Genomic DNA, 20,575 nt, shown 5'->3' on the forward strand with positions numbered 1-20,575 from the left:
TCCCCGCATGGGACGACTCATCCTCCAGATCGCCGCGGGTGTGGTGGTGGTGATCGGAGTTTTCTGGATCCTGTCGGTACTGGTGGGACTACTGGTGTGGTTGTTGATGATCGCGCTGGTCATCGGTGTGGTCTTCCTGGGCATCAAGATGCTCCAGACCGATTCCCGTCGCTGAGCCCGTCCGTGCGCCCCTCTCCCGGGCGGCGGAGGAAACGGCGAGAAACCGACACAGCGGGCGAGCGTGACGCTCACACTCGGTGAGGAATCATCGCTATAGTGACTCTGTGTCACTGAATAAGCACGTAGGGTCTCATGTCGACGGGGTGTCGCACCGCGGCCGGGTGGAACGTGTCAGAGCCCGGGTCTTCCGCAACGACTGGAACGCGCTGACACCCCCCACCACAGGCCGCTGGACACCGGAACTCACGGTGAGCGTGGTCATCCCCGCCCGCGGTGGCCAGGACCGACTCGACCTCGCCCTGGCCTCCCTGTCCGTTCAGACCTACCCCGACCACCTCCTGGACGTCGTGGTCGTGGACGACCACTCCTCACCACCCCTGCGCCTGCCCGAACACCGTCCCCGCCGCTGCCGGATCGTGCCCGCCCCCGACCACGGCTGGGGCGCCGGATACGCCCGCGCCTACGGGGCCCACGCCAGCACCGGCGACATCCTCGTGTGGATGGACGCCGACATGGTCGCCACCCGCGACTTCGTCGAGGCGCAGGCCCGCTGGCTGCACGCCCACGCCGAGTGCGTCACCCTGGGCCGAGTCCGCTTCAGCGACACCGAACCCGACAGCGTCGGATCCCTCCTGGACGCCCTGCGTTCGGGTGGGCCGGAGCGGATCTTGACCGACGACCGACGCCACGCGTGGGTCGAGCGACTCCTGGACCACAGCGACCGGCTGCGCGATGCCGACCACCTCGGCTTCCACGCCCACATCGGTGCCGCGGCCGCTCTGCGACGCAGTCTCTACGAGGCCGCCGGTGGTGTGGACCCCGACCTCGACCTGGGCCAGGACACCGAGTTCGGCTACCGCCTGTGGCAGGCGGGCGCGGTCATGGTGCCCGAACCCGCCGCCACCGCCTGGCACGTGGGCCCGGCCGTCACCGCCCGCACCCGCCTGCCCTCCGAGCGCTTCCGCACCGAGGTCCTGGCCGAGCTCATGCCGCACCCGCACGCCTACCGCGAGCGGGTGCCCGTAGAACGGCGCCGTATCCCGCTGGTGCACGCCGTGGTCGATGTCTCCGGTGCCTCCTACGACCTGGTTCGAGGCTGCATCGACCGGTTGCTGGGTGGCACAGAGGCCGACCTGGTGGTCACCCTGGTCGCCGACTGGGCGGGAGTGCGTGAGCCGACCCTCGAACACCAGGGTCTGGACCTGCGCCTGATCCAGGCCAACTACCTGCGCGAACCCCGTATCACCTTCGCCTCGGTGGCCCCGCGCACCGGCTTCCCCTCCCCGTTCCTGCTCCAGCTGCCGGTGGCCTGGGGGTTGGGCGAGCTGACCCTGTCACGGTTGCTGGCCGGCGCCGAACGTTCCCGGTCCGGTCTCATCGAGCTCTTCCAGGCCTCCTCGCCCACACGGGACGCGGGGGTGCGGTTGTGGCGCACCCGTGCCCTGGCCCGGGCCATGCGGGTGCGGCGAGAGGACGAGGAACTGACCGACGTGGTCGCCCAACTGCACGGGCGCTACCGCATCCACGGCGGCGAGGGCACCCTGACCGATCTGACCCTGCACCGTTCGGTGCCGCCGATGCCCGTGCCGGCGTCCGAGGTCCGATACGAGGAGGACCCGGGTGTCGCGGGCGGCCCGGAGGAGGAACAGGTCGGGGACGGGGCGGCCGAGGACCGTCACCCGCGGGGGAGGTCCCCGCACGGCACGGTGCGGCCGCGCGGCCTGGGCCGAAGGATCCGGGCGCTGTGGCATCGGGCCTGCCGTGCCTGTGGTCGGGATATGCCCGAGGACGAGGAGTCCGCCGACCCGGGAGGTCCGCCCACGGCCGGGTAGATGGGGGAAGACACCCACCCGAACGGGGACGGACTCCTTCGTATACCGTCACTTCGCGCCATCTGTGACTCTGCGCAATGCGGTCTGCGCACAAGGTATCGGATCACGAACGTGAAAGGGGCGCGCCACCGTGGTGACGCGCCCGCGATTCCCATACCTATCGAAGGTCCCCGCAGGTGGCGGACGGGTGCCCCGAGATCAGGAGTTGATCGCCTCGATCGAGGCCAGCAGGCTCTCCCGCAGGTTGTCGTTGACCGGCGTGGAGTCGGTCTCGGCGGAGGCCGCCTCCTGACCCTCGGGGCTGACCACGTAGTTCAGAAACGCCTTGACCCGCTCGGCCGCACCCTCGTCCGGGTAGTCCAGGCAGGCGGTCTCATAGCTGACCAGGACCAGCGGGTAGCTCCCCGGCTCGGTGGTGCCGTAGTCCAGGTCCAACGCCAGGTCGTACTCGCTGGTGTTCTCCTCGCGGCGAGGGGAGTCGGCCACGACCTGGGCGGCCGCGTCGGGAGTGATCTCCACGAACTCGTCGCCCACACCGATGTTCGCGGCGGACAGGCCGTGCAGGTGCGACATCTCCACGTACCCGATGGCGCCCTCGGCACGCGAGACGGTGTCGGCGATACCGCTGTTGCCCTGCGCGGACTCGCGTGGGGCCAGCGGCCACTGGCCACCGGGCTCGTGCGGCCAGGAGTCGGGAGCGGCCTCGGACAGATACTCGGTGAAGTTCTCCGTGGTGCCGGAGTCGTCGGCCCGGCTCACCTGGGTGATGGCCAGGTCGGGCAGGTCCGCGTCCGGGTTGTCCTCGGCGATCTCCGGGTCGTTCCAGTGCGTGATGTCCTGGTTGAAGATCTTCGCCAGGACGTCCGGGCTCAGATTGAGCGAATCCATGCCCTCGACGTTGAACACCACCGCGATGGCCACCACGTAGGCGGGCAGGTTGATGGTGTCGGAGTCACCGCAACGCGCCAGGGCATCGGTGTTCTCGTCGGGGTCCATGGCCGCGTCCGTGCCGGCGAAGTCCACCGCGCCATCGATGAACTGGTTGCGCCCACCACCCGAACCGATCGAGTCGTAGTAGATGCGCGCGTCCTCGCAGGCCGACTGGAAACCCGCGATCCAGGTGGTCATCGCGTTCTCCTGGGCACTGGAACCGGCGCCGTTCAGGCTGCCGGAGAAGCACTCCAGGTCGTCGGGGACCGCCGGCCCCGCACCCTCGACGGCGTTGTCGCCGCCGCAGGCGGTGGTCGCCAGCATCAACCCGGCCAGTACGGCCGAGGCGGCGCCCCGGTAGACGTTGGCCCGGCGTCCGGGACGGTCCTGGGCGCGGGTGCGCTTGTTGGGCGGGAGCACGCTGCTTCTATCCCCTTCGTCGGTGGCGGTGGTCCTCGTCGTCTTCACCGTCGGCCGCCGATATCCGGCGCGTTGTCGCTGGTAATGGAACACCGCCGATGAATTCAACCATGATCGGACCGCCTTCCCCAACGCGGGTGTGTGTGGAACCGGACGTATCCGTGGCGACCCGGGAGACTATAGGTGTACAAGAGGTGAACTAGGGGTTTTCGACCGGTGAAAGGTAGCGGGAGGTGCTCGGGAAGCGGGTTCCGTCCGGGCCCGTCACCAGGGCCGGAACCGTGTGCATGACACGCCGACGACCGGGGCACGGAATCGGATGATGAGCGCTGACAGAACGTCCCACGGCACACCCGCGTCCACCTACCGTCTGCAGTTGGGCCCCGATCTGACCCTGGACGAGGCCATCGGATCGCTCGACCACCTGCACCGGATGGGAGTGGACGCCGTCTACCTCTCACCCCTGCTGGCCGCCACCCCCGGATCCGACCACGGGTACGACGTGGTCGACCCCACACGGGTCTCCGAGGCCCTGGGCGGATCGGCCGCGCTGGAGGCGTTCGCCGAGAGGGCCCACGCCCTGGGGCTGACGGTGGTCGTCGACATCGTCCCCAACCACATGTCGGTCGCCCGACCCGACGCGAACCCGTGGTGGTGGGACGTGCTCGCCAACGGGCGCGATTCCGTCTACGCCCGATGCTTCGACATCGACTTCGACTCCGGTCCCGTCCTGATCCCGGTCCTGGGCGACGACGGTGACGACGGACGCGCCGCCCTGGGCGAACTCACCATCGCCGACGGCCACCTGGTCTACTTCGACAAACGCTTCCCCCTGGCCGAAGGCACCCACACCCATGGCGATGACGTGGCCGACGTCCACCTGCGCCAGCACTACCGGCTGGTGTCCTGGCGGCGCGGCGACGGCGAACTCAACTACCGGCGCTTCTTCGACGTCGACCACCTCGCCGCGGTGCGGGTGGAGGACCCCGGGGTCTTCGACGCCACCCACGCCGAGATCCTGCGCTGGGGCCGCGAAGGCCTGGTCGACGGACTGCGCGTGGACCACGTCGACGGGCTCAGCGACCCCGGCGGATACCTGCGCCGCCTGGCCGAACACTTCGACGGCTGGATCGTGGTGGAGAAGATCCTTGCCCCGGGGGAGAGCCTCCCCGCTTCCTGGCCGGTCGCCGGAACCACCGGCTACGACGCCCTGCGCCAGGTGTGCGGGGCGTTCGTCGACCCCGGAGCCGAACCGATCCTGACCACCTTGGCGCGCGACCACGGGGTGGCCACCGACGTCGCCGAGATCGACATCCGGGCCCGGGGCCACGCGGCCGGAGAACTCCTGCACACCGAGGTGCGCCGCATCGCCGCCCTGGTCCCTCCGGAAGGCACCGACCCCCGCCGAGCGGAGGAGGCGGTGGCCGAACTCCTGGTCTCCTTCGACGTCTACCGCTCCTACCTGCCCGAAGGCGAGGACGACTGGGCGCGCGCCGTACGCGCCGCCGCCGACCGCCGCCCCGACCTGCAACCGGTTCTGAAGGGCATCGACCGCACCGTGCGCTCCGATCCCCATGGTGAGCTCGCCCGCCGCGTCCAACAGACCAGCGGCATGGTCGTGGCCATGGGAACCGAGAACACCGCCTTCTACCGAGGCACCCGGTTCGTGGCCCTCAACGAGGTCGGCGGCGACCCGGCCGCCTTCGGGACGAGCGTGGCCGACCTGCACACCGAGCAACTGCGCCGAGAGGCCACCGAACCGCACACCATGACCACCCTGTCCACCCACGACACCAAACGTTCCGAGGACGTGCGCGCCCGCCTGGCCGTGCTCTCGGAGATCCCCGGCGACTTCGCCGACGCCCTGCGGCGGTGGAGTCCGCGCGCGCCCCTGCCCGAACCCGCCCTGGACCTGCTGGGCTGGCAGACCCTCCTCGGCGCCTGGCCCATCGACGACGAGCGACTGACCGCCTACCTGCTCAAGGCCGCCCGCGAGGCGCGCCTGGGCACCTCCTGGACCGACCAGGACCCCGAGTTCGAGGACCGGATCCGTTCCTGGCCCGACCGGCTGCGCGCCGACACCGATCTGTACGCCGAGGTGCGGGCGTTCGCCGAGTCCATCACGGCGCCGGGATGGAGCAACTCCCTGGGTCAAAAGGCCGTCCAACTGCTCGGTCCCGGCGTGCCCGACGTCTACCAGGGCACCGAACTGTGGGACCTGTCCCTGGTCGATCCCGACAACCGGCGCCCGGTCGACCACGAGGCGCGCGCCGAACCACTGGCCCGGATCGAGGCGGGGTGGCGTCCGCGCGTGGACGCCGACGGCGCGGCCAAACTCCACTTGGTCCGCACCTGTCTGAGGGCCCGCCGTGACCTGCGACCCACCGGCTACCTGCCGTTGAGCGCGGAGGGGCCGGCCGCCGACCACGCGTTGGCCTTCGCCCGCACCACCCGCGGCTCCCGCGGCCCGGCGCTGGCGGTGGTCGCCACCCGCCTGCCGCTGACCCTGGCCGACGCCGGTGGTTGGGCCGACACCGTGCTGCCCTTGCCCTCGGGGCCGGGGGACTGGGTCGACCTGCTGACCGGCCGCCCCATCGTGCCCGACCGCGTGGACGGCCTCACCACCGCCCACCTCGCCGAGGTCCTGGACCGATACCCGGTCGCGGTGCTGGCCAGAGGTCGAACGCCGGTAGGCTGACCGCGATCATGACGAACACTCGAACCGGTCCCCGTCTGCGCATGCCACGGCGCGTGGTGGACGCCCTGGCCTGCCCCGTCTGCGGGCAGGTCCTCGCCCAGGACCCTCGCGGGCTCACCTGCCCCACGCGGCACGGCTTCAACGTCGCCCGCGAGGGTTACGCCGGGCTGCTCACCGGCGCCACCCCGCCCGGAACGGGGGACGGCAAGGAGATGGTCGCCGACCGGCTGCGCTTCCAGGCGGCCGGACACTACGACCCCATCGGGCGGGCCCTGGCCGAGGCCGTGGCGGGCGTCGGCGTGGACCCGCTGATCGTGGACGTGGGCGGTGGCACCGGCCACTACCTCGCCCAGGTCCTGGAGGCCCTGCCCACGGCGGTGGGGCTGACCACCGACGTGTCCAAGTTCGCCGCCCGCAAGGCCGCCAAGGCGCACCCCCGCGCCGGGGCGGTCACCGCCGACTCCTGGCGCGTCCTGCCCCTGGCCGACGGGAGCACCGACGTCCTGCTGAACGTGTTCGCCCCCCGCAACGCCGCCGAATTCCACCGTGTCCTGGCGCCCACCGGGACGCTGCTGGTGGTCACCCCCGAACCCGACCACCTGGTCGAACTGCGTTCGGACCTAGGGCTGTTGGAGGTGGATCCCCGCAAGGACGAACGCCTGGCCCAGAGCCTGCACACCCACTTTACGCCGGTCCAGGCGCGACCGGTCCGTTTCGAGATGGACCTTCCGCACCCGGACGTGCTCACCGTCGTGGGAATGGGCCCCAGCGCCCGCCACGTCACCCCCGAGGAGCTGGCCGAACGCGTGGCCGCCCTGCCCGACCCGGTGCGCGTCACCGCCTCCGTCCGCATGGGCACCTACCGACCTCTGTCCCAGAGCGCCTGAGTCGGACCGGTCAGATGAGCCCGCCCAAGGGCAGACCCGCTCGCCTGCCCTCGGCGTAGGACAGCGCGTCCTCCAGTTCGGCCACGGCCAACCGCATCCGCTCCACCACCGCCGGGTCGTCGTACTCGCCTCGTTCGTCCACGCGCGACCCGGCCCGGGAGACGACCACGCAGTCGACCAACACCGCGCCCAACAGGGTCAACGTCGGCATCAACGGCGCGTGGGCCCGCATACCGCCGGCCTGACCGGGGGAGGCGCTCACCAACAGGGTCGGCTTGCCCACCAGCCCACCCGAGCCCACCAACCAGTCGATGGCGTTCTTGGTCACCCCGGCGGGGCCGTGTGCGTACTCGGGCGTGGCGATCACCAGACCCTGGGCACGCGCGGCCAGGTCCCGCAACTCGCGCACCGAATCCGGCCAGGAACCCTCGTCGTTCTCGACGTCGGGATTGAACAACGGCAGCCGACCGGCCAGATCCTCGCCGACCACGGTGACGGCCGTACCCACCCGTGGCACCAGTCTCAACAGGGCCGCGTTGAGCGAACCCCGCCGAAGGCTCCCGCAGATCCCCAACACCAGACGTTCGTCCATCGTCACACCGTCTCACGTGGCCCCGGTACGGGCATCCCAGTTTCCGGGAACCGGTCCCTGCCAGAATCGGGCCCGTCCTCACCCCCGAAGGAGGAACCGCTGCGCTCCACCGGATTCCGCTCGGACTCACGCACCGAACCGTCCGATGAGGGCGTCGCGTGGGGCGGTTCGACGCTCATCGTCCCTGGGTAGGTCACCCTGCGTGAACGAACCGAACCACCCCGCCACCCCCGGACGCGGCGTCCACGGAGACTTCTCGGTCTGGGCCCCCGAAGCCCACCGGGTGCGCGTGCGCGTCGACGGCATCGACCACCCCATGGACCGCGACGACCACGGATGGTGGCACGCCGTGGTCGCCGGGGCCGGTTCCGGCTCCGACTACGCCTACCTGCTGGACGAGGACGAACGGGCCCTGCCGGACCCGCGCTCGCTGTGGCAACCCGAGGGCGTCCACGCCCCCAGTCGGGTCTACGACCACGATGCCCATGTCTGGACCGACGAAGCCTGGACCGGTCGCCCCCTCGCCGGGGCCGTGATCTACGAACTCCACGTGGGCACCTTCACCCCTGACGGCACTCTCACCAGTGCCGTCGACCGCCTCGACCACCTGGTGGAGCTCGGTGTCACCCACGTCGAACTCATGCCGCTCAACGCCTTCGACGGCACCCACGGCTGGGGCTACGACGGGGTTCTGTGGTCCGCGGTCCACCAGCCCTACGGTGGACCCGACGCCCTCAAGGGGTTCGTCGACGCCTGCCACCGGCGCGGCCTCGCCGTGCTGCTCGACGTGGTCTACAACCACCTGGGCCCCTCCGGCGCCTACCTGCCGCGCTTCGGCCCCTACTTCCTCGGCGAGAACGCCTGGGGGCCCTCCCTCAACCTGGACGGCCCCCACTCCGACCCCGTCCGCGACCTGGTCGTCCAGGGCGCCCTGGACTGGCTGCGCCACTACCACCTGGACGGGCTGCGCCTGGACGCCGTGCACGCCATGCGTGACGACCGCGCCGTGCCGATCCTGGTCGAACTCTCCGACGCCGTCGACGCCCTGGCCGCCGGCCTGAGCCGCCCCTTGTCCCTGATCGCCGAGTCCGACCGCAACGACCCGCGCACCGTCCTGCCCCGCGAGGCCGGCGGCCTGGGCATGAGCGCCCAGTGGTCCGACGACCTGCACCACGCCCTGCACGTGGCGCTGACAGGAGAGACCCACGGTTACTACGCCGACTTCGCCGGCCCCCGGGTCCTCGCCGACGTGCTGCGGCACGTGTTCCGGCACGACGGTGGTCCCTCTTCGTTCCGAGGACGAAGCCACGGCGCGCCGGTCGACACCCACCGCGTCCCGGGCAACCGGTTCCTGGGCTACCTGTCCACCCACGACCAGATCGGCAACCGCGCCCGTGGCGACCGCAAGGGCGAACACCTCTCCCCGGGCCTGCTGACCTGCGGCGCCGCGCTGGTGCTGTGCTCGCCCTACACACCGATGATCTTCATGGGCGAGGAATGGGGCGCCACCACCCCCTGGCCGTTCTTCGCCTCCTTCACCGACCCGGCCCTGATCGAGGGGGTACGAGCCGGGCGCCGCCGTGAGTTCGCCGCCTTGGGCTGGGCCGAGGAGGACATCCCCGACCCCATGGACCCGACCACCCGCGAGGGCGCCGTCCTGGACTGGTCCGAGCCCGAGCGCGAACCCGGGGCGTGGGTCCTGGAGACCTACCGGGCGCTCATCGCCCTGCGCCGCGCCGCACCCGAACTGTGCGACCCGCGCCTGGACCGCTTCGAGGTCACCGCGAGCGAGGACGGTCGGGTGCTCGTCCTGCACCGTGGTCGCCTGCGGCTGGTGTGCAACCTGTCCGCCGACACAGCCGTGGTCGAGTTGGACGCCCCACCCGGGGCGCCGTTGCTGGCCACCGGAGACCCCCGGATCGAGGGCACCCGCGTCGACGTGCCGGGGGAGACCTTCGCCGTCCTAGGAGTGTGATCCTTCCCCGGACTCAGCTCCTCCCGGCCGGGGCGAAGCCGAACGCCGAAACGTCGTCGGGACCGACAGGGCGGCCCGCTACGTAGGTGCGGCGCACCACCCGGTCATCGCCCAGGATCGACAGCGCGAAGACCAGCTCGGAGATCGACTCGGCCGTGTTCGCACGCCGGGACAGCAGTGGGGTGGCGTGCGGGTCGAGCACCACCAGGTCGGCCTCGTGACCTGGGGTGAGGGTGCCGACGTAGTGGTCGATGTCCAGAGCGACGGCGCCGCCCAAGGTGGCCAGGTACAGCGAACGCAGGGGATCCAGGCTGTGGCCGCGCAGCTGCGCCACCTTGTAGGCCTCACCCATGGTGGCGGGCAGCGAGAACGTGGTCCCCGCTCCCACGTCGGTGCCGAGCCCCACACGCACGGGACGCTCGGGGTCCAGCGCCTCGTGCAGCGGGAACAGACCACTGCCCAGGAAGTTGTTGGAGGTGGGACAGTGCGCGATGGCGGTACCGGTGTCGTGGCAGAGCCGAAGTTCGTCCTCGCCCAGGTGCACACCGTGCGCGTACACGGCGCGTCGCCCGGTCAGGCCATGATGGTGGTACACGTCCAGGTAACCGGAACGCTCGGGGAACAGCTCGCGCACCCACGCCACCTCGTCCCGGTTCTCGGACAGATGACTGTGCACGTGCACGTCGGGGAACTCGCGCCACAGCTCACCGGCGGCCGCCAGCTGTTCGTCACCGCTGGTGGGGGCGAAGCGCGGGGTGATCGCGTACATGTTCCGCCCCTTCCCGTGCCAGGCGCCGATCAGGTCCCGGGAGTCCCGGTAGCCGCTCTCGACCGTGTCGCGCAGGGCCTCGGGCGCGTTGCGGTCCATGAGGACCTTGCCGGCGATCACCCGCATATCGAGGGTGGAGGCCGCACCGAACAGGGCGTCCACCGAGTGGCGGTGCACGGTCGCGAAGGTCAGCGCCGTGGTGGTGCCGTTGCGCAGCAGCTCCGAGAGGAACCGGCGGGCCATCGCGGTGGCGTGAGCGGGCTCGGCCATCCGCTCCTCGGCGGCGTAGACGTGGTCGCGCAGCCAGTCGATGAGCCGGCCGCCGTGGGTGGCGATCATGTCGGTCTGCGCGTAGTGCGCGTGGGAGTCGATGAAGCCGGGACCGACCAGACAGCCCGGATGGTGGTCCACCCGTGTGCCCTCGGGGAGCCGGGGCAGGACGTCGGCGGCCGGTCCGACATCCCGGATCAGCCCGTCCTCGACGACGATCACCCCGTCGACCTGGTGGACGAGGCATTCCCGCACCGGAAGACGGAAAGGGGTCACCGGTGAAGTAGAGGAGGTCGCCGCGTACGGCCAGGACCTCACCCGAGGTGGAAGGCGATGCGGGGAACAAGGGGTCACGTCCTTGCTGGTGGGCGGACGGTGCTCACGGAAGGTGGTGGACTCCACCTTCCGCGAGCGTATCCGGGCGCCCGTCCTCGAGCACGGCGGCGCACCTGTCGGCGACGGCGATGGTGGGGTGTGGTCCCGGTCCAGCGGGAGCGGTCACTCCAACGGGCCGGTCCAGGCGGCCTCGTCCTCGGCGTTGGTCATCACCACTGTCAGGTTCCGCGCGCTCTGCGGCGCTTCGCACCGCATGTCCATGGAGTGGGCGCCCGCCTCGGCCTCGACGACCGGATCGTCGCTCGTGGCGGGGGTGTCGGCCTCGTCGAAGAAGCACTCCACCGACATGTTGCCCAGACCGAACACCCGGCCCAGTTCGGGCACCTCCACGGTCAGGGTGAAGTCGGCGTTCCCGGCGCCGTCGGTGGTGACGTCGTCCACGGTGTAGACCACGTCCTCCTCGACGCCATCCTGGAACTCCTCCTCGTAGGCGCCCACCGGGTGCGAGAATGCGGCCGGTTCCCCGAAATCGAGCGTGTCCCCGTCATCGGGAGCACCGCTCTGGTCCGAAGTGCCCGGGGCGCCGCCCGCCCCCTCGTCGGCCTCCTCGGTCGGGTCGGACCCGGCGGTCTCCTCGCTCGTGGCGGAGGTCTCCACCGGGTCCTCCACGGCCACCTCCTCGGGGGAGGCGCACGCGGTAGCGGCGAGGACCAACGGCAACAACAGTGCGTAAGGCGTGATTCGTCGCATAAGCCCACGTTAGGTGAGCTCGGCGCGCGACCCCCTGCCCGACCGGGGCCTCAATCGGTCAGAACACGCGTCAACGTCACCCACTGTCCGGGCGTCACCGACCCCACCGGTGCGCCGGTCGCGACCCGCGCCGCGTCCAGTGCCCGCGCCACCTTCCGCGTCGGGTACGCGCGGCGCAGGGACGCCGAAAGCGAACCGCCCACCCCACCGAAACCGAGTTCCACCAGACACCGGTACTCGTCCAGGGACTCCCGGGGCAACAACGGTTCCTCCCGGGCGCGCAGCACCAGCACACCCGAGTCCACCCGGGGAACCGGACGGAACCGGCACCGGTCGATCCGCCCGGCCAGAGTCCACGACCACTCCGGCCAGCTGCGCACGGTCACCTTGCTCCACCGCCCGTAGGCGCCGGTGCGTTTGCGGGCGTACTCCAACTGGGTGACGAGCGTGGCCGAGGTCAGGTGGCGGGCCCCCAGACACCAACGGACGATGTCGGAGGTCCGCGAGTACGGGATGTTGCCCACCACCACGAAGGGGGTGCGCGGCGGACGCGAGAAGGTGAAGTCCCCGCGCACCACCCGCAACCCGGGTGCGCGCTCCCGGTAGCGTTCGGCCAACCTGTCGGCCAGACGCGGGTCGAGTTCGTGGGCGATCACCCACCGCGCGTCCCGGACGAGGAAGCGGGTGAGGGCGCCGTCGCCCGGCCCCACCTCCACCACCAGGTCCTCGGGCTCGACCCGTGCGGTGCGCACCACCCAACGGGCGGTCGCCGGATCGGCGAGGAAGTTCTGGGACAGACGTCGACGGTCGTTGTTCCTGGCGCGTGCCATGAGTGCGTGGTCCGTTCCGCCACCGGGGGTGGCCGACGAGGGCGCGAACGGCACGACGGGACCCGCGCCCGGCCAGGGCGCGTCAGAAAAAGGACAGGGTCCGCCGGCCGAGCGCCCGAAAAGGAAAAGGGGCGTCGGCTGAGACCGGACCGGCGAAGACGCGGGTGCGACGAGGAACGAACCCGGCACCGCCGACGTCGCGCCGATGAGGACGCGGGAACGGCGGTGCGCTCAGAGGGGTTCGGCTACCGGTCCGACCGAGCGGACCGGAGTCGTGCGTAGGCGACCGCGGGCCAGGCCTGCGGACCCTGGAAGATCGCGTGGAATGCTGCCATGCCGCTCACGGTAGGGGAGGGCCATCGGTACGGGCAACGCATTTTCCGCGAGGACCCTACCCTGGAGAAAACGGGTGGCCCACCCGGACCGAACACGGGATACTCACCGCCATGGCCGACTTCTCCACCTTCGACACCCGCCACTACCGCACCGTGGACGTGGCCACCGGATACGACGGCTGGTCCACCACCTACGAGGACTCCGTCCTGGACGCGATGGACCTGGACCTGCTCGACGGGCTCACCGCCCCCGACTGGAGCACGGTCGACCGCGCCGCCGACCTGGGGTGCGGGACCGGGCGCACCGGGGGCTGGCTCCGAGAACGGGGGATTCCACGCGTGGACGGTGTGGACCTGAGCGCCGGGATGCTCGCGCTGGCCGAGAAGCGTGGCGCCCACGCCACCCTCGTCCGAGGCGACGTGCGCGCCACCGGACTGCCCGGCGGCTCCTACGACCTGACCATCGCCTCGCTCATCGACGAGCACCTGCCCGGGCTCGACCCGCTCTACGCCGAGGCGTGGCGACTCACCCGACCCGGCGGGCACTTCGTCCTGGTCGCCTACCATCCGCAGTTCATGATGGTCTCCGGCATGCCCACCCACTTCACCGACGCCTCCGGTGAGGACGTCGCCATCACCACGTACGTCCACCACGTCGGCGACCACGTAGGCGCCGCACTGGCCGCCGGGTGGCGATTGGCGGCGCTGGAGGAAGCCGTGGTGGACGAGGGCTGGGTGGTGGCCAAACCCAAGTGGGAGAGGTTTCGCGGGCACCCCATCTCGGCCGCCTTCGTCTGGACCCGCCCCGATTGAGGGAAGGCCTGGTCAGGGTACGGTGAGCATCCGCGCCCATAGGTCCGCGTGGCGTTCGATGTGGTCGGCGGCCGGTCCCCAGTGGTCGGCGTGGCCCTCGGCGTGCAACCGCGCCCAGGGTTGTGCCCCGGTCCGCGCGCCCTCCTCCAACAACTCGAACATGCCGCGCACCCTGCGCAGCGCGGCCCAGGGCAGCGCCGCGCGCTGTTGGAGGTCGCAGCCGTAGCCGTCGGCCAGCGCCCACAGCCGCCGGCCGTCGACCTCGGGATCACCGCCGGCGTGCAGGGGAGCGAACCCGTGCGCCGCGTAGCCCAGGTCGCCCATCCGGGTGCCGGGGGCGGCGCCGTCCCAGTCGATGAAGCACCAGCGTGGTTCCGCGTCTTCGGTGCCTCGCCCACCGACGACCAGGTTCCAGGGGGCCAGGTCGTAGTGGCAGATGACCTCGCCCTCCTCCGGCGGGAAGACCGATCCCCACACGGGTTCGCCTCGCGGGTGAAGGCGGTGGTCAGGTCGTGCAGGCGCCGGATCAGCGCGCCCACCCGACGCAGCCCGGCCAAGGACATCGGCGGCATCCGGTCGGCCAGGGTCCCGGGCACGTACTCCAGGCACTGGGAACCCTCGGGGTGCCGCCCGTACGTGGCGGGTGCGGCCGGATAGCCGTGCCGGTCCAGGTGGCGCAGGAGTTCGGTGACGGCGGGGGATGAGGGCAGCCACGGTTTGCGTACCGTGGCGCCCACGCGCAGCACGCTCTCGGCGACGTTGCCGCCCTCCAACACCTCGACGTCGTCCGGGGCGGGTTCGGTGGAACTCATGCGCCCCATCCTGGCCGGGCGAGCGCCCATGGTCCATCGAATTCAGCGGGCTTCCCGGGCGAGGGCCTCGGCTTCGGCGGCGTCGAAGCGCGTGTCGCTCAGCCGGATCAACGGTAGTAACAGCAGCAACATCGACCCGCCCAGCAGCAGGTACATCGGCCTGAGCCCCATGAGGGAGGCGAGTACCCCGCCGGTGGCCGCGCCCAGTGGCATGGTGCCCCAGGCCAGCAGCCGGAAGACGCTGTTCACCCGGCCGAGAAGGTGGTCGGGGGTCAACCGCTGGCGCAGCGACACCACGATCACGTTCCAGGTCATGATGGCGACACCGCCCGCGCACAGGCCCGCCGTCACCACCCACAGGTTCGTGCTCAGCCCGGGTACCCCGAGCAGCAGGGCGAACCCGACGACGGAGAGGCGTAGCGCCCAGGTGCGCCCGCACCACCGTTCGGCCCACTCGACCAGGAAGGACCCGATCAGGCTGCCCACGGCGGTGGAGATCAGCAGCAGGCCGAACGCGGCCTCGTGCAACCCCAGGTACGAACCGGGGCCCACCGCGTAGAGCACGAACACCGCGAAGGCCGCCTGGGTGGCGAAGTTGGACGCCCCGACCATGAGGGCGAACCGGCGCAGCAGTCGATCGCCCCAGAGGAACCGCACCCCTTCGGCGATCTCGGCGCGCATAGTGGTGGCCGGCCCGGTCCTCTTCACCCGGAATCGGCCCTTGACCAGCAGCAACATGCCCACGGCGGCGGCCCACAGCGCCGCCGGGGTGAGGAAGGCCAAGGCGACACCGACCGCAACCAGGGCGCTGCCGAGTGGCGGGCCGATGAACTCCTGCCCGGTCAGTTCCGCCGCGTACAGGCGGCCGTTGGCCCGGGACAGACTGCTCCGGGGGACGATCTGCGGAAGGATCGACTGGGCGGAGGTGTCGTAGAGGGTCTCGGTGACCCCGATGGCGAAGGCGAACGCGTACAGCAGCCAGATCGAACCGAACCCCAGGGACAGGGAGAGCACCAGCAGCACGAGGAGGGCGGCGCGCACGACGTTGGCGCCGACCATGGCCACTCGGCGGTCTAGCCGGTCGGCCAGGGCACCGGAGGGTAACGCGAAGAGCAACCAGGGCAGGCTCAGCGCGGTGGCCACTCCGGCGAACAGTAGGGGTGAGTCGGTCAGGCGCAGGCCCACCAGGGGCAGGGCGGCCTTGAGGGCGCCGTCGGCGAGGTTGGACAGTCCTGAGGAGGTCCATAGCCGCCAGTAGGGGGCGCCCAGTGGTCCAGGGGCGGTCGTGGTGGTGCCGGACGGAGGGGTGGAGGGCGTGTGCCCGTCGTTCTCGGCCATGGATCGACGATGACAGATCGATTGATAAACCTCAATCGATTGGCTTCAATCTATCGACCCGATAGCGTTGCCCACATGAGTGAGTCGGAGCCGGCCCCGCCCGCCGCGTTCGAGCCGGGCAAGCGCCGCCCCGCCACCGCCCAGGAGGCCAAGGCCCTCGGGCACCCCCTGCGCCTGCGCATCCTCCGCGAGTGCCGATTGCGCGAACTCACCAACAAGGAGCTCGCCGACCGCCTGGAGACCTCACCCGGCACGGTCCTCTACCACGTCCGGCAGTTGCTGGAGGCGGGGCTCCTGACGGCCGCCCCGGTCCGCACCGGCAGTGGGGGAGCCCTGGAGAAGCCCTACCGTGCCACCGCCGTGACCTGGTGGCTGGACGGTCCGCTCGCGGACGAGGAACCGATCGCGCGGGCCGCGCCGGTCCAGGCCTTCCAAGACGAACTCGCCCAGGCCGGACCCGAGTCGCTGCGCACCTACGCCCGTTTCGTCCTGCACCTGAGCGAGGATCAACTCCAGGAACTGGACCGGCGAATCCTGGCCATTCTGGACGAATACGTGGCCACCGACGAGGAACGCCTCGACCAGCCCGCCTACGGCGGCATCTTCGTCCTACACCGCCCCGCGGACTGACCCCGCGGTCAACCGTTCGGCCTCGTCGGCTCCGGGCACGGTCTCGTGGCCACGCTCAGAAGAACTGCCAGGGCCCCTTCGGCGGTCGCTGATCCACCCCCGGACGCGACCAGTCGCACACCCCTTCCGCGAAGACCTCCCGGGCTCGTTCGGCCTGTTCGTCGTCGAACTCCACCGGATGCTCACTCTCGTCGAAGGGGGTGAGCCGGCACTTGACCACGTCCGAGGCGAGCGGGCCGCCCGCCACCGTCCGCGGCGAACCGTGCACGGGGAAGGCGTCCGCGCACCGGTCGCCCTGACCGGCCGGCAGGGGCAGTTGGGGCGCGACCACACGCTCGCCCCCGATCCAACAGGAATCGGTCAACCAGTCCGGGCGGGTGCGCTCCACCCGCTCGATCGGGGTGGAGCGCGGGCGCACCCGCGCGTCGTCGGCGGCCGCGCTCACCCAGGAGTCCAGCTCCCTCAGTGCGCGCCCGGCGACCGGGCTCGATGAGTCGAAGACCCCCGACCGGTAGGGCTCGACCAGCATCACGTGGTTGGCGTCGGTGCCGTTGGCCTGGACCAACCGCTCCCGGGTGGAGAAGGAGTGGTAGCGCATGTGGATGTCACCGCCCGGTGTGTCGTCCTGGTAGGGGCGGTGGTCCACCACGGGGACGTCGGCCAGCCCGCCGCCCCCGTGCAACAACCGGCCGCTGTCGTAGGCCGCCGCGATGGCCTCCGGGTCGCCCTCGGTACGTTCGGCCACCACCTGGCCGTCCGCGTCGAGTCCACCGATGTGCTCGTTCAGGTGCAAGAACGCGTCCACGTCGATGTCCCCGGCCATCAGCGCAGACAGACCGTACTGGACACCGACGTTGTCCAACGGCCGCCGGGGCAGCCCGGTGCCGGGATCGGTCCCGTAGACGTTGACGGTGTGCGAGTACAGGTCGCAGCGCGCCCCGTCGGGGTTGTCCTCGGGGTGGTAGCGCTCGGATTCGGGCAGTGCGTCCGGGCACACGCCCCGCGGATCGATCCGCGACGCCGCGCCGGCCATCGCCGTCACGCCCTCGGGGCCACCGAACCCGGAGACCTCGCCCACCTGCTCGGGAGTGAGCGCCTCGGGGTGCCTTTCGGCGTAGGAACGCAGCAACAGGGCGTCGGTCGCCGCCGGAGTGGTCGCCAAACCCACGTCCGGGTAGCTCTGCGAGACCAGGATCCCGTCCAGCAGCCCGGGCTGGTTGTCGGCGATCTGGTGGGCCTGGTACGAACCCCCGGAGGACCCCCAGCCCAGGGTGTGGTCGGGGGAGCCGTAGGCGAGGGTGAAACGTTCCTTGGTGGCCGCCATGGTCTCGGCGGCGAGGAGGTCGTTGCAGTTGTTGCCGAACACGTTCAAGGACGCCGAGGCCACCGCGTACCCCTGGGCGAGCATGCCGTGGTCCACCACCCCGGCGGTGTGGTCGCCCTGCGTGTACCAACCGCCCGGGCAGCCACCGCCGAACTTGTACACCAGGCGCCGGTTCCAACCCTCGGGGGAGGTCCACGGGTCGGGTTCGGGGTCGCGGGGATCGTGCAGCAGGGCCGTCTCGTACACCGAACGGTTGGCGGTTCCGGTCTCCACCCGCACGGTGTAGGGCACCTCCGCCCCGGTGGAGGTGGTCGTGGTGGCCACGTCGGTGGGCAGCCGGTCCCGGTCCGACAACGCCTTGAACTCCTCGTCGGTGGATCGGTACACGTACCCCACGCGGGTGGTGGCCGAGCAGTCCTCGTCCAGGGCGGCGCCCAGCGTCCCGCCCCAGGCCAGGTCGAAGTCCTCGGTCCGACACACGAACGGTTCCTGGTGCGGCCCGGAGAACACCGGCCCCGACGACGGGTGGGCGGTCACGATCAGCTCCACCGGTTCGGGCGCGGAGCCGCCCTCCCGGGTCGTCTCCTCCTCCGCGGCCTCGATCGAGGCCACCAGTGAGTTGGTCCCCTCGGACAGGTTCGAGACCGTCCCCTCCAGCACCGGGCCCACCCCGGGTAGACGCACCCGCCGCAGCGCATCGGTGACGTCCTCGCCACCCGATTCCAGCCGCACCTGGTGGGGTTGGTAGGGGCGGGGCGGCGTCACCCGGACCAGCGCCGTATCGCCCATGACGGTGTCGGGCCGAGAGGACAGCACCTCGACGGCGAGCCCGTCCTCGGCGGTCCGCGAAGGGGGCTCCAACGGCGCCGCCGAAGGGGGAGTGTTCAGCGCGGTGGCGTGTTCGGGCACCACGGCGCCCGAGACGGAGAACAACGTCGCGACACCGGCCGCACCCGCGCCCAGGGCCAAACGCCGCCAGGTCGACCTCATCACGGCCTTCCCGGACACGGAGGGGCGGCGAGGGTCGGGGGCCGAAGAGGAACGAACCGGTCGATGGCACATGCCGGCATGCTCTCCGCACCGCGCCCCCGAGGACGGGGGACGCACCGCGTCAGGAACCGGCTTTGCATTCCCATGCCGCCATCGATACCCGCAAAGGCGGCGGAGCGAACAAAAAGACCGGGTGTTCGGATCCGTCCGGATCCGGACACCCGGCCCACGCGCGTGTTCGCAGGATCAGGACCGGTGGATCTCCCGCCCGCTGATCCGGGCCGGGACGATCTTCAGGACCTGGTCCCGCGGACCGGCCGCCCATGGCTGCGGCATACGGCCCTGCGGAATGCGTTCCAGCTCCCCATCGTCACGAACCCAACGGCAACGCCCCGAACACAGCACGCTCCACCCCTCACGACGTTCCTCGTCGAGGTGGTCGACCTGGAAGGCCGCGTACCCCCGCGCGTAACGCATGATGGTGCCGGCCAACGTCGAGCGGAACACGATCGTGTCGTTGATCAGCGAATAGTTGATGGGCAGCACCGTCGGTGCGGCGTCCCCGTCGATGGTGAAGGCCACTCGCCCGATGTCCCGCGTGGCCAACAGGTTCAGACAGGCCTGACGCTCCAGGACGGTGAACGAGCCCTGACCGCCGGTGGACAGGTCCGCGCCCAACGACCGCCGCTCGCCCTCCCGCAGACGTTCGGTGCCCGCGAACCCCTCCGACGCCGTGCGCTGTTCCGGTGGCGATCCGGGCCCCGTGACCGAACCCCGCCCGTCCTCGGCCGCGCCGGCATCGCTTGTTCCCACCATCACGAGCCCCCCGAAATCAGGTGCCTTCCGTATACCCGCCCTCTTCATCGTCGTTCGTCCACGAACACCGGAAAAGGGGCCGGGATCCCCCTGATCCACGGCGAAGGTCCTCGTTCGCGCATTACCCGTCGGGACACAGGACTCAAACGGGAAGGGACGTTCGCCCCCTCTGGTGGCGAACACACCCGGATAGGGTGGTAACACCTGGTCCGAGCCTTCGGACCGAGGGCGAACACACGGCTCGGAACCGCCCGACGGTGCGCCACAACGGGCGGCGAAGGCCCACAACCCAAGGCGGCGCTGCCGCCTCAGGTCACCAGTGCTATGGAGGTGCGCACCTGATGGGCGGCGACAGATCGATCCGGGTGTTCCTGGTCGACGACCACGAGATCGTCCGGAGAGGCGTGGGGTCACTCCTCGACGACGAGGAGGGCATCGAGGTGGTCGGCGAGGCCGGCACCGCCGCGCAGGCCCTGGCAAGGGTGCCCGCGCTCCGACCCGACGTGGTCGTACTCGACGTTCGACTCCCCGACGGGGACGGTGTCACCGTCTGCCGGGAGATCCGGTCGATGCTCCCCGACACCCACATGCTCATGCTCACCTCCTACTCCGACGATGAGGCCCTCTACGGGGCGGTCATGGCGGGCGCCGCCGGCTACATCCTCAAACAGATCCACGGAACCGACCTCGTCGGCGCCGTCCGCACGGTCGCACAGGGGCGGTCCCTGCTGGACCCGGAGTCGACCGCGCGCATGCTCAAGCGATTGCGTGACGAGGCCGGCCGCAAGGACCCGCTCAGCGAGCTCACCGAACAGGAACGCCGTGTCCTGGAGCTCATCGGTGAGGGACTCACCAACCGGGAGATCGGTGCCAGGATGTACCTGGCGGAGAAGACCGTGAAGAACTACGTGTCCCGCGTCCTGGCCAAGCTCGGCATGGCCCGCCGTACCCAGGCGGCGGCCTACGCGGTGCGTCTGTCCATGGACCAGAGCGCCTGACCCACGCGGAACGAACAAGGAGCCGGGCCGTCCCCTACGGGCGGCCCGGC

The 20,575-nt window shown here is 70.9% G+C and carries 16 protein-coding genes and 1 pseudogene; 8 read left to right on the forward strand and 9 right to left on the reverse strand.

Going from position 1 to position 20,575, the window contains the following annotated elements:
- The first annotated feature begins 7 nt into the window (after window positions 1-7).
- The gene (locus tag NLI01S_RS25965; protein WP_190318382.1) at window positions 8-175 is read left to right on the forward strand and encodes a hypothetical protein; all 168 of its coding nucleotides are present in this window, start codon (window positions 8-10) and stop codon (window positions 173-175) included.
- Between the two features lie 148 nt (window positions 176-323).
- Window positions 324-2,012: a glycosyltransferase gene (locus tag NLI01S_RS07090; RefSeq protein ID WP_067601111.1), complete on the forward strand. Its 1,689-nt coding sequence runs from the start codon at window positions 324-326 to the stop codon at window positions 2,010-2,012.
- Window positions 2,013-2,210: 198 nt separating this feature from the next.
- On the opposite strand, the gene pstS is transcribed toward NLI01S_RS07090, so the two are convergent.
- Window positions 2,211-3,362, reverse strand: coding sequence for a phosphate ABC transporter substrate-binding protein PstS (pstS, locus tag NLI01S_RS07095; RefSeq protein WP_067601114.1), 1,152 nt, complete (start codon window positions 3,360-3,362; stop codon window positions 2,211-2,213).
- Between the two features lie 319 nt (window positions 3,363-3,681).
- On the opposite strand from pstS, the gene treY reads away from it, so the two are divergent.
- Both treY and NLI01S_RS07105 read left to right on the forward strand, forming a co-directional pair.
- Entirely contained in the window at window positions 3,682-6,060 is a 2,379-nt protein-coding gene (gene treY, locus NLI01S_RS07100) for a malto-oligosyltrehalose synthase (RefSeq protein ID WP_371850603.1), read from the forward strand.
- An 8-nt stretch (window positions 6,061-6,068) separates the two neighbouring features.
- Window positions 6,069-6,947 (forward strand): putative RNA methyltransferase, encoded by an 879-nt coding sequence (locus NLI01S_RS07105; protein WP_067601117.1) that lies wholly within the window; start codon window positions 6,069-6,071, stop codon window positions 6,945-6,947.
- Window positions 6,948-6,957: 10 nt separating this feature from the next.
- Here the strand turns inward: NLI01S_RS07105 and NLI01S_RS07110 are convergent, their stop codons facing one another.
- Window positions 6,958-7,539, reverse strand: coding sequence for an NADPH-dependent FMN reductase (locus tag NLI01S_RS07110; RefSeq protein ID WP_067601120.1), 582 nt, complete (start codon window positions 7,537-7,539; stop codon window positions 6,958-6,960).
- Window positions 7,540-7,684: 145 nt separating this feature from the next.
- Between NLI01S_RS07110 and treZ the strand changes: the two genes are divergently transcribed.
- On the forward strand, window positions 7,685-9,514 hold the full coding sequence (gene treZ / locus NLI01S_RS07115) for a malto-oligosyltrehalose trehalohydrolase (protein ID WP_067601124.1): 1,830 nt from the start codon (window positions 7,685-7,687) through the stop codon (window positions 9,512-9,514).
- Between the two features lie 13 nt (window positions 9,515-9,527).
- Here the strand turns inward: treZ and guaD are convergent, their stop codons facing one another.
- The 3 genes from guaD to erm all read right to left on the reverse strand — a co-directional run bounded on the left by guaD (window position 9,528) and on the right by erm (window position 12,469).
- The gene (guaD, locus tag NLI01S_RS07120; RefSeq protein WP_157090975.1) at window positions 9,528-10,829 is read right to left on the reverse strand and encodes a guanine deaminase; all 1,302 of its coding nucleotides are present in this window, start codon (window positions 10,827-10,829) and stop codon (window positions 9,528-9,530) included.
- A gap of 222 nt (window positions 10,830-11,051) precedes the next feature.
- Window positions 11,052-11,639: a hypothetical protein gene (locus tag NLI01S_RS07125; protein WP_067601130.1), complete on the reverse strand. Its 588-nt coding sequence runs from the start codon at window positions 11,637-11,639 to the stop codon at window positions 11,052-11,054.
- A 50-nt stretch (window positions 11,640-11,689) separates the two neighbouring features.
- Window positions 11,690-12,469: an ErmE/ErmH/ErmO/ErmR family 23S rRNA (adenine(2058)-N(6))-methyltransferase gene (gene erm / locus NLI01S_RS07130; RefSeq protein WP_067601133.1), complete on the reverse strand. Its 780-nt coding sequence runs from the start codon at window positions 12,467-12,469 to the stop codon at window positions 11,690-11,692.
- Window positions 12,470-12,915: 446 nt separating this feature from the next.
- Here erm and NLI01S_RS07135 point away from each other — a divergent pair, with 446 nt between their 5' ends.
- Entirely contained in the window at window positions 12,916-13,617 is a 702-nt protein-coding gene (locus NLI01S_RS07135; protein ID WP_067601136.1) for a class I SAM-dependent DNA methyltransferase, read from the forward strand.
- A gap of 12 nt (window positions 13,618-13,629) precedes the next feature.
- Here the strand turns inward: NLI01S_RS07135 and NLI01S_RS26775 are convergent.
- Window positions 13,630-14,429: pseudogene (locus NLI01S_RS26775) on the reverse strand (phosphotransferase).
- A 42-nt stretch (window positions 14,430-14,471) separates the two neighbouring features.
- On the reverse strand, window positions 14,472-15,767 hold the full coding sequence (locus tag NLI01S_RS07145; RefSeq protein WP_084392378.1) for an MFS transporter: 1,296 nt from the start codon (window positions 15,765-15,767) through the stop codon (window positions 14,472-14,474).
- A 75-nt stretch (window positions 15,768-15,842) separates the two neighbouring features.
- Between NLI01S_RS07145 and NLI01S_RS07150 the strand changes: the two genes are divergently transcribed.
- Window positions 15,843-16,397 (forward strand): ArsR/SmtB family transcription factor, encoded by a 555-nt coding sequence (locus NLI01S_RS07150; RefSeq protein WP_067601139.1) that lies wholly within the window; start codon window positions 15,843-15,845, stop codon window positions 16,395-16,397.
- Between the two features lie 55 nt (window positions 16,398-16,452).
- On the opposite strand, the gene NLI01S_RS07155 is transcribed toward NLI01S_RS07150, so the two are convergent.
- Window positions 16,453-18,711 carry a DUF6351 family protein gene (locus tag NLI01S_RS07155; RefSeq protein WP_190318383.1) on the reverse strand — a complete coding sequence of 753 codons (2,259 nt, stop codon included), beginning with the start codon at window positions 18,709-18,711 and terminating at the stop codon, window positions 16,453-16,455.
- Between the two features lie 246 nt (window positions 18,712-18,957).
- On the reverse strand, window positions 18,958-19,527 hold the full coding sequence (locus NLI01S_RS07160) for a pyridoxamine 5'-phosphate oxidase family protein (RefSeq protein WP_067601142.1): 570 nt from the start codon (window positions 19,525-19,527) through the stop codon (window positions 18,958-18,960).
- Between the two features lie 341 nt (window positions 19,528-19,868).
- Here NLI01S_RS07160 and NLI01S_RS07165 point away from each other — a divergent pair, with 341 nt between their 5' ends.
- On the forward strand, window positions 19,869-20,525 hold the full coding sequence (locus NLI01S_RS07165) for a response regulator (protein ID WP_067601144.1): 657 nt from the start codon (window positions 19,869-19,871) through the stop codon (window positions 20,523-20,525).
- Window positions 20,526-20,575: the final 50 nt, after the last annotated feature.

This window comes from Nocardiopsis listeri NBRC 13360, from assembly GCF_001570765.1.
In the GTDB taxonomy this organism is placed as follows: domain Bacteria; phylum Actinomycetota; class Actinomycetes; order Streptosporangiales; family Streptosporangiaceae; genus Nocardiopsis; species Nocardiopsis listeri.

Coding starts and splice junctions, on each gene's coding strand:
- NLI01S_RS07110 (WP_067601120.1), bottom strand. CDS start 7,539: ATGGACGAACGTCTGGTGTTGGGGATCTGCGGGAGCCTTCGGCGGGGT.
- NLI01S_RS07145 (WP_084392378.1), bottom strand. CDS start 15,767: ATGGCCGAGAACGACGGGCACACGCCCTCCACCCCTCCGTCCGGCACC.
- NLI01S_RS07135 (WP_067601136.1), top strand. CDS start 12,916: ATGGCCGACTTCTCCACCTTCGACACCCGCCACTACCGCACCGTGGAC.
- NLI01S_RS07125 (WP_067601130.1), bottom strand. CDS start 11,639: ATGCGACGAATCACGCCTTACGCACTGTTGTTGCCGTTGGTCCTCGCC.
- NLI01S_RS07150 (WP_067601139.1), top strand. CDS start 15,843: ATGAGTGAGTCGGAGCCGGCCCCGCCCGCCGCGTTCGAGCCGGGCAAG.
- NLI01S_RS07160 (WP_067601142.1), bottom strand. CDS start 19,527: ATGGTGGGAACAAGCGATGCCGGCGCGGCCGAGGACGGGCGGGGTTCG.
- NLI01S_RS07105 (WP_067601117.1), top strand. CDS start 6,069: ATGACGAACACTCGAACCGGTCCCCGTCTGCGCATGCCACGGCGCGTG.
- NLI01S_RS07155 (WP_190318383.1), bottom strand. CDS start 18,711: ATGAGGTCGACCTGGCGGCGTTTGGCCCTGGGCGCGGGTGCGGCCGGT.
- erm (WP_067601133.1), bottom strand. CDS start 12,469: ATGGCACGCGCCAGGAACAACGACCGTCGACGTCTGTCCCAGAACTTC.
- NLI01S_RS25965 (WP_190318382.1), top strand. CDS start 8: ATGGGACGACTCATCCTCCAGATCGCCGCGGGTGTGGTGGTGGTGATC.
- treY (WP_371850603.1), top strand. CDS start 3,682: ATGATGAGCGCTGACAGAACGTCCCACGGCACACCCGCGTCCACCTAC.
- NLI01S_RS07165 (WP_067601144.1), top strand. CDS start 19,869: ATGGGCGGCGACAGATCGATCCGGGTGTTCCTGGTCGACGACCACGAG.
- treZ (WP_067601124.1), top strand. CDS start 7,685: ATGAGGGCGTCGCGTGGGGCGGTTCGACGCTCATCGTCCCTGGGTAGG.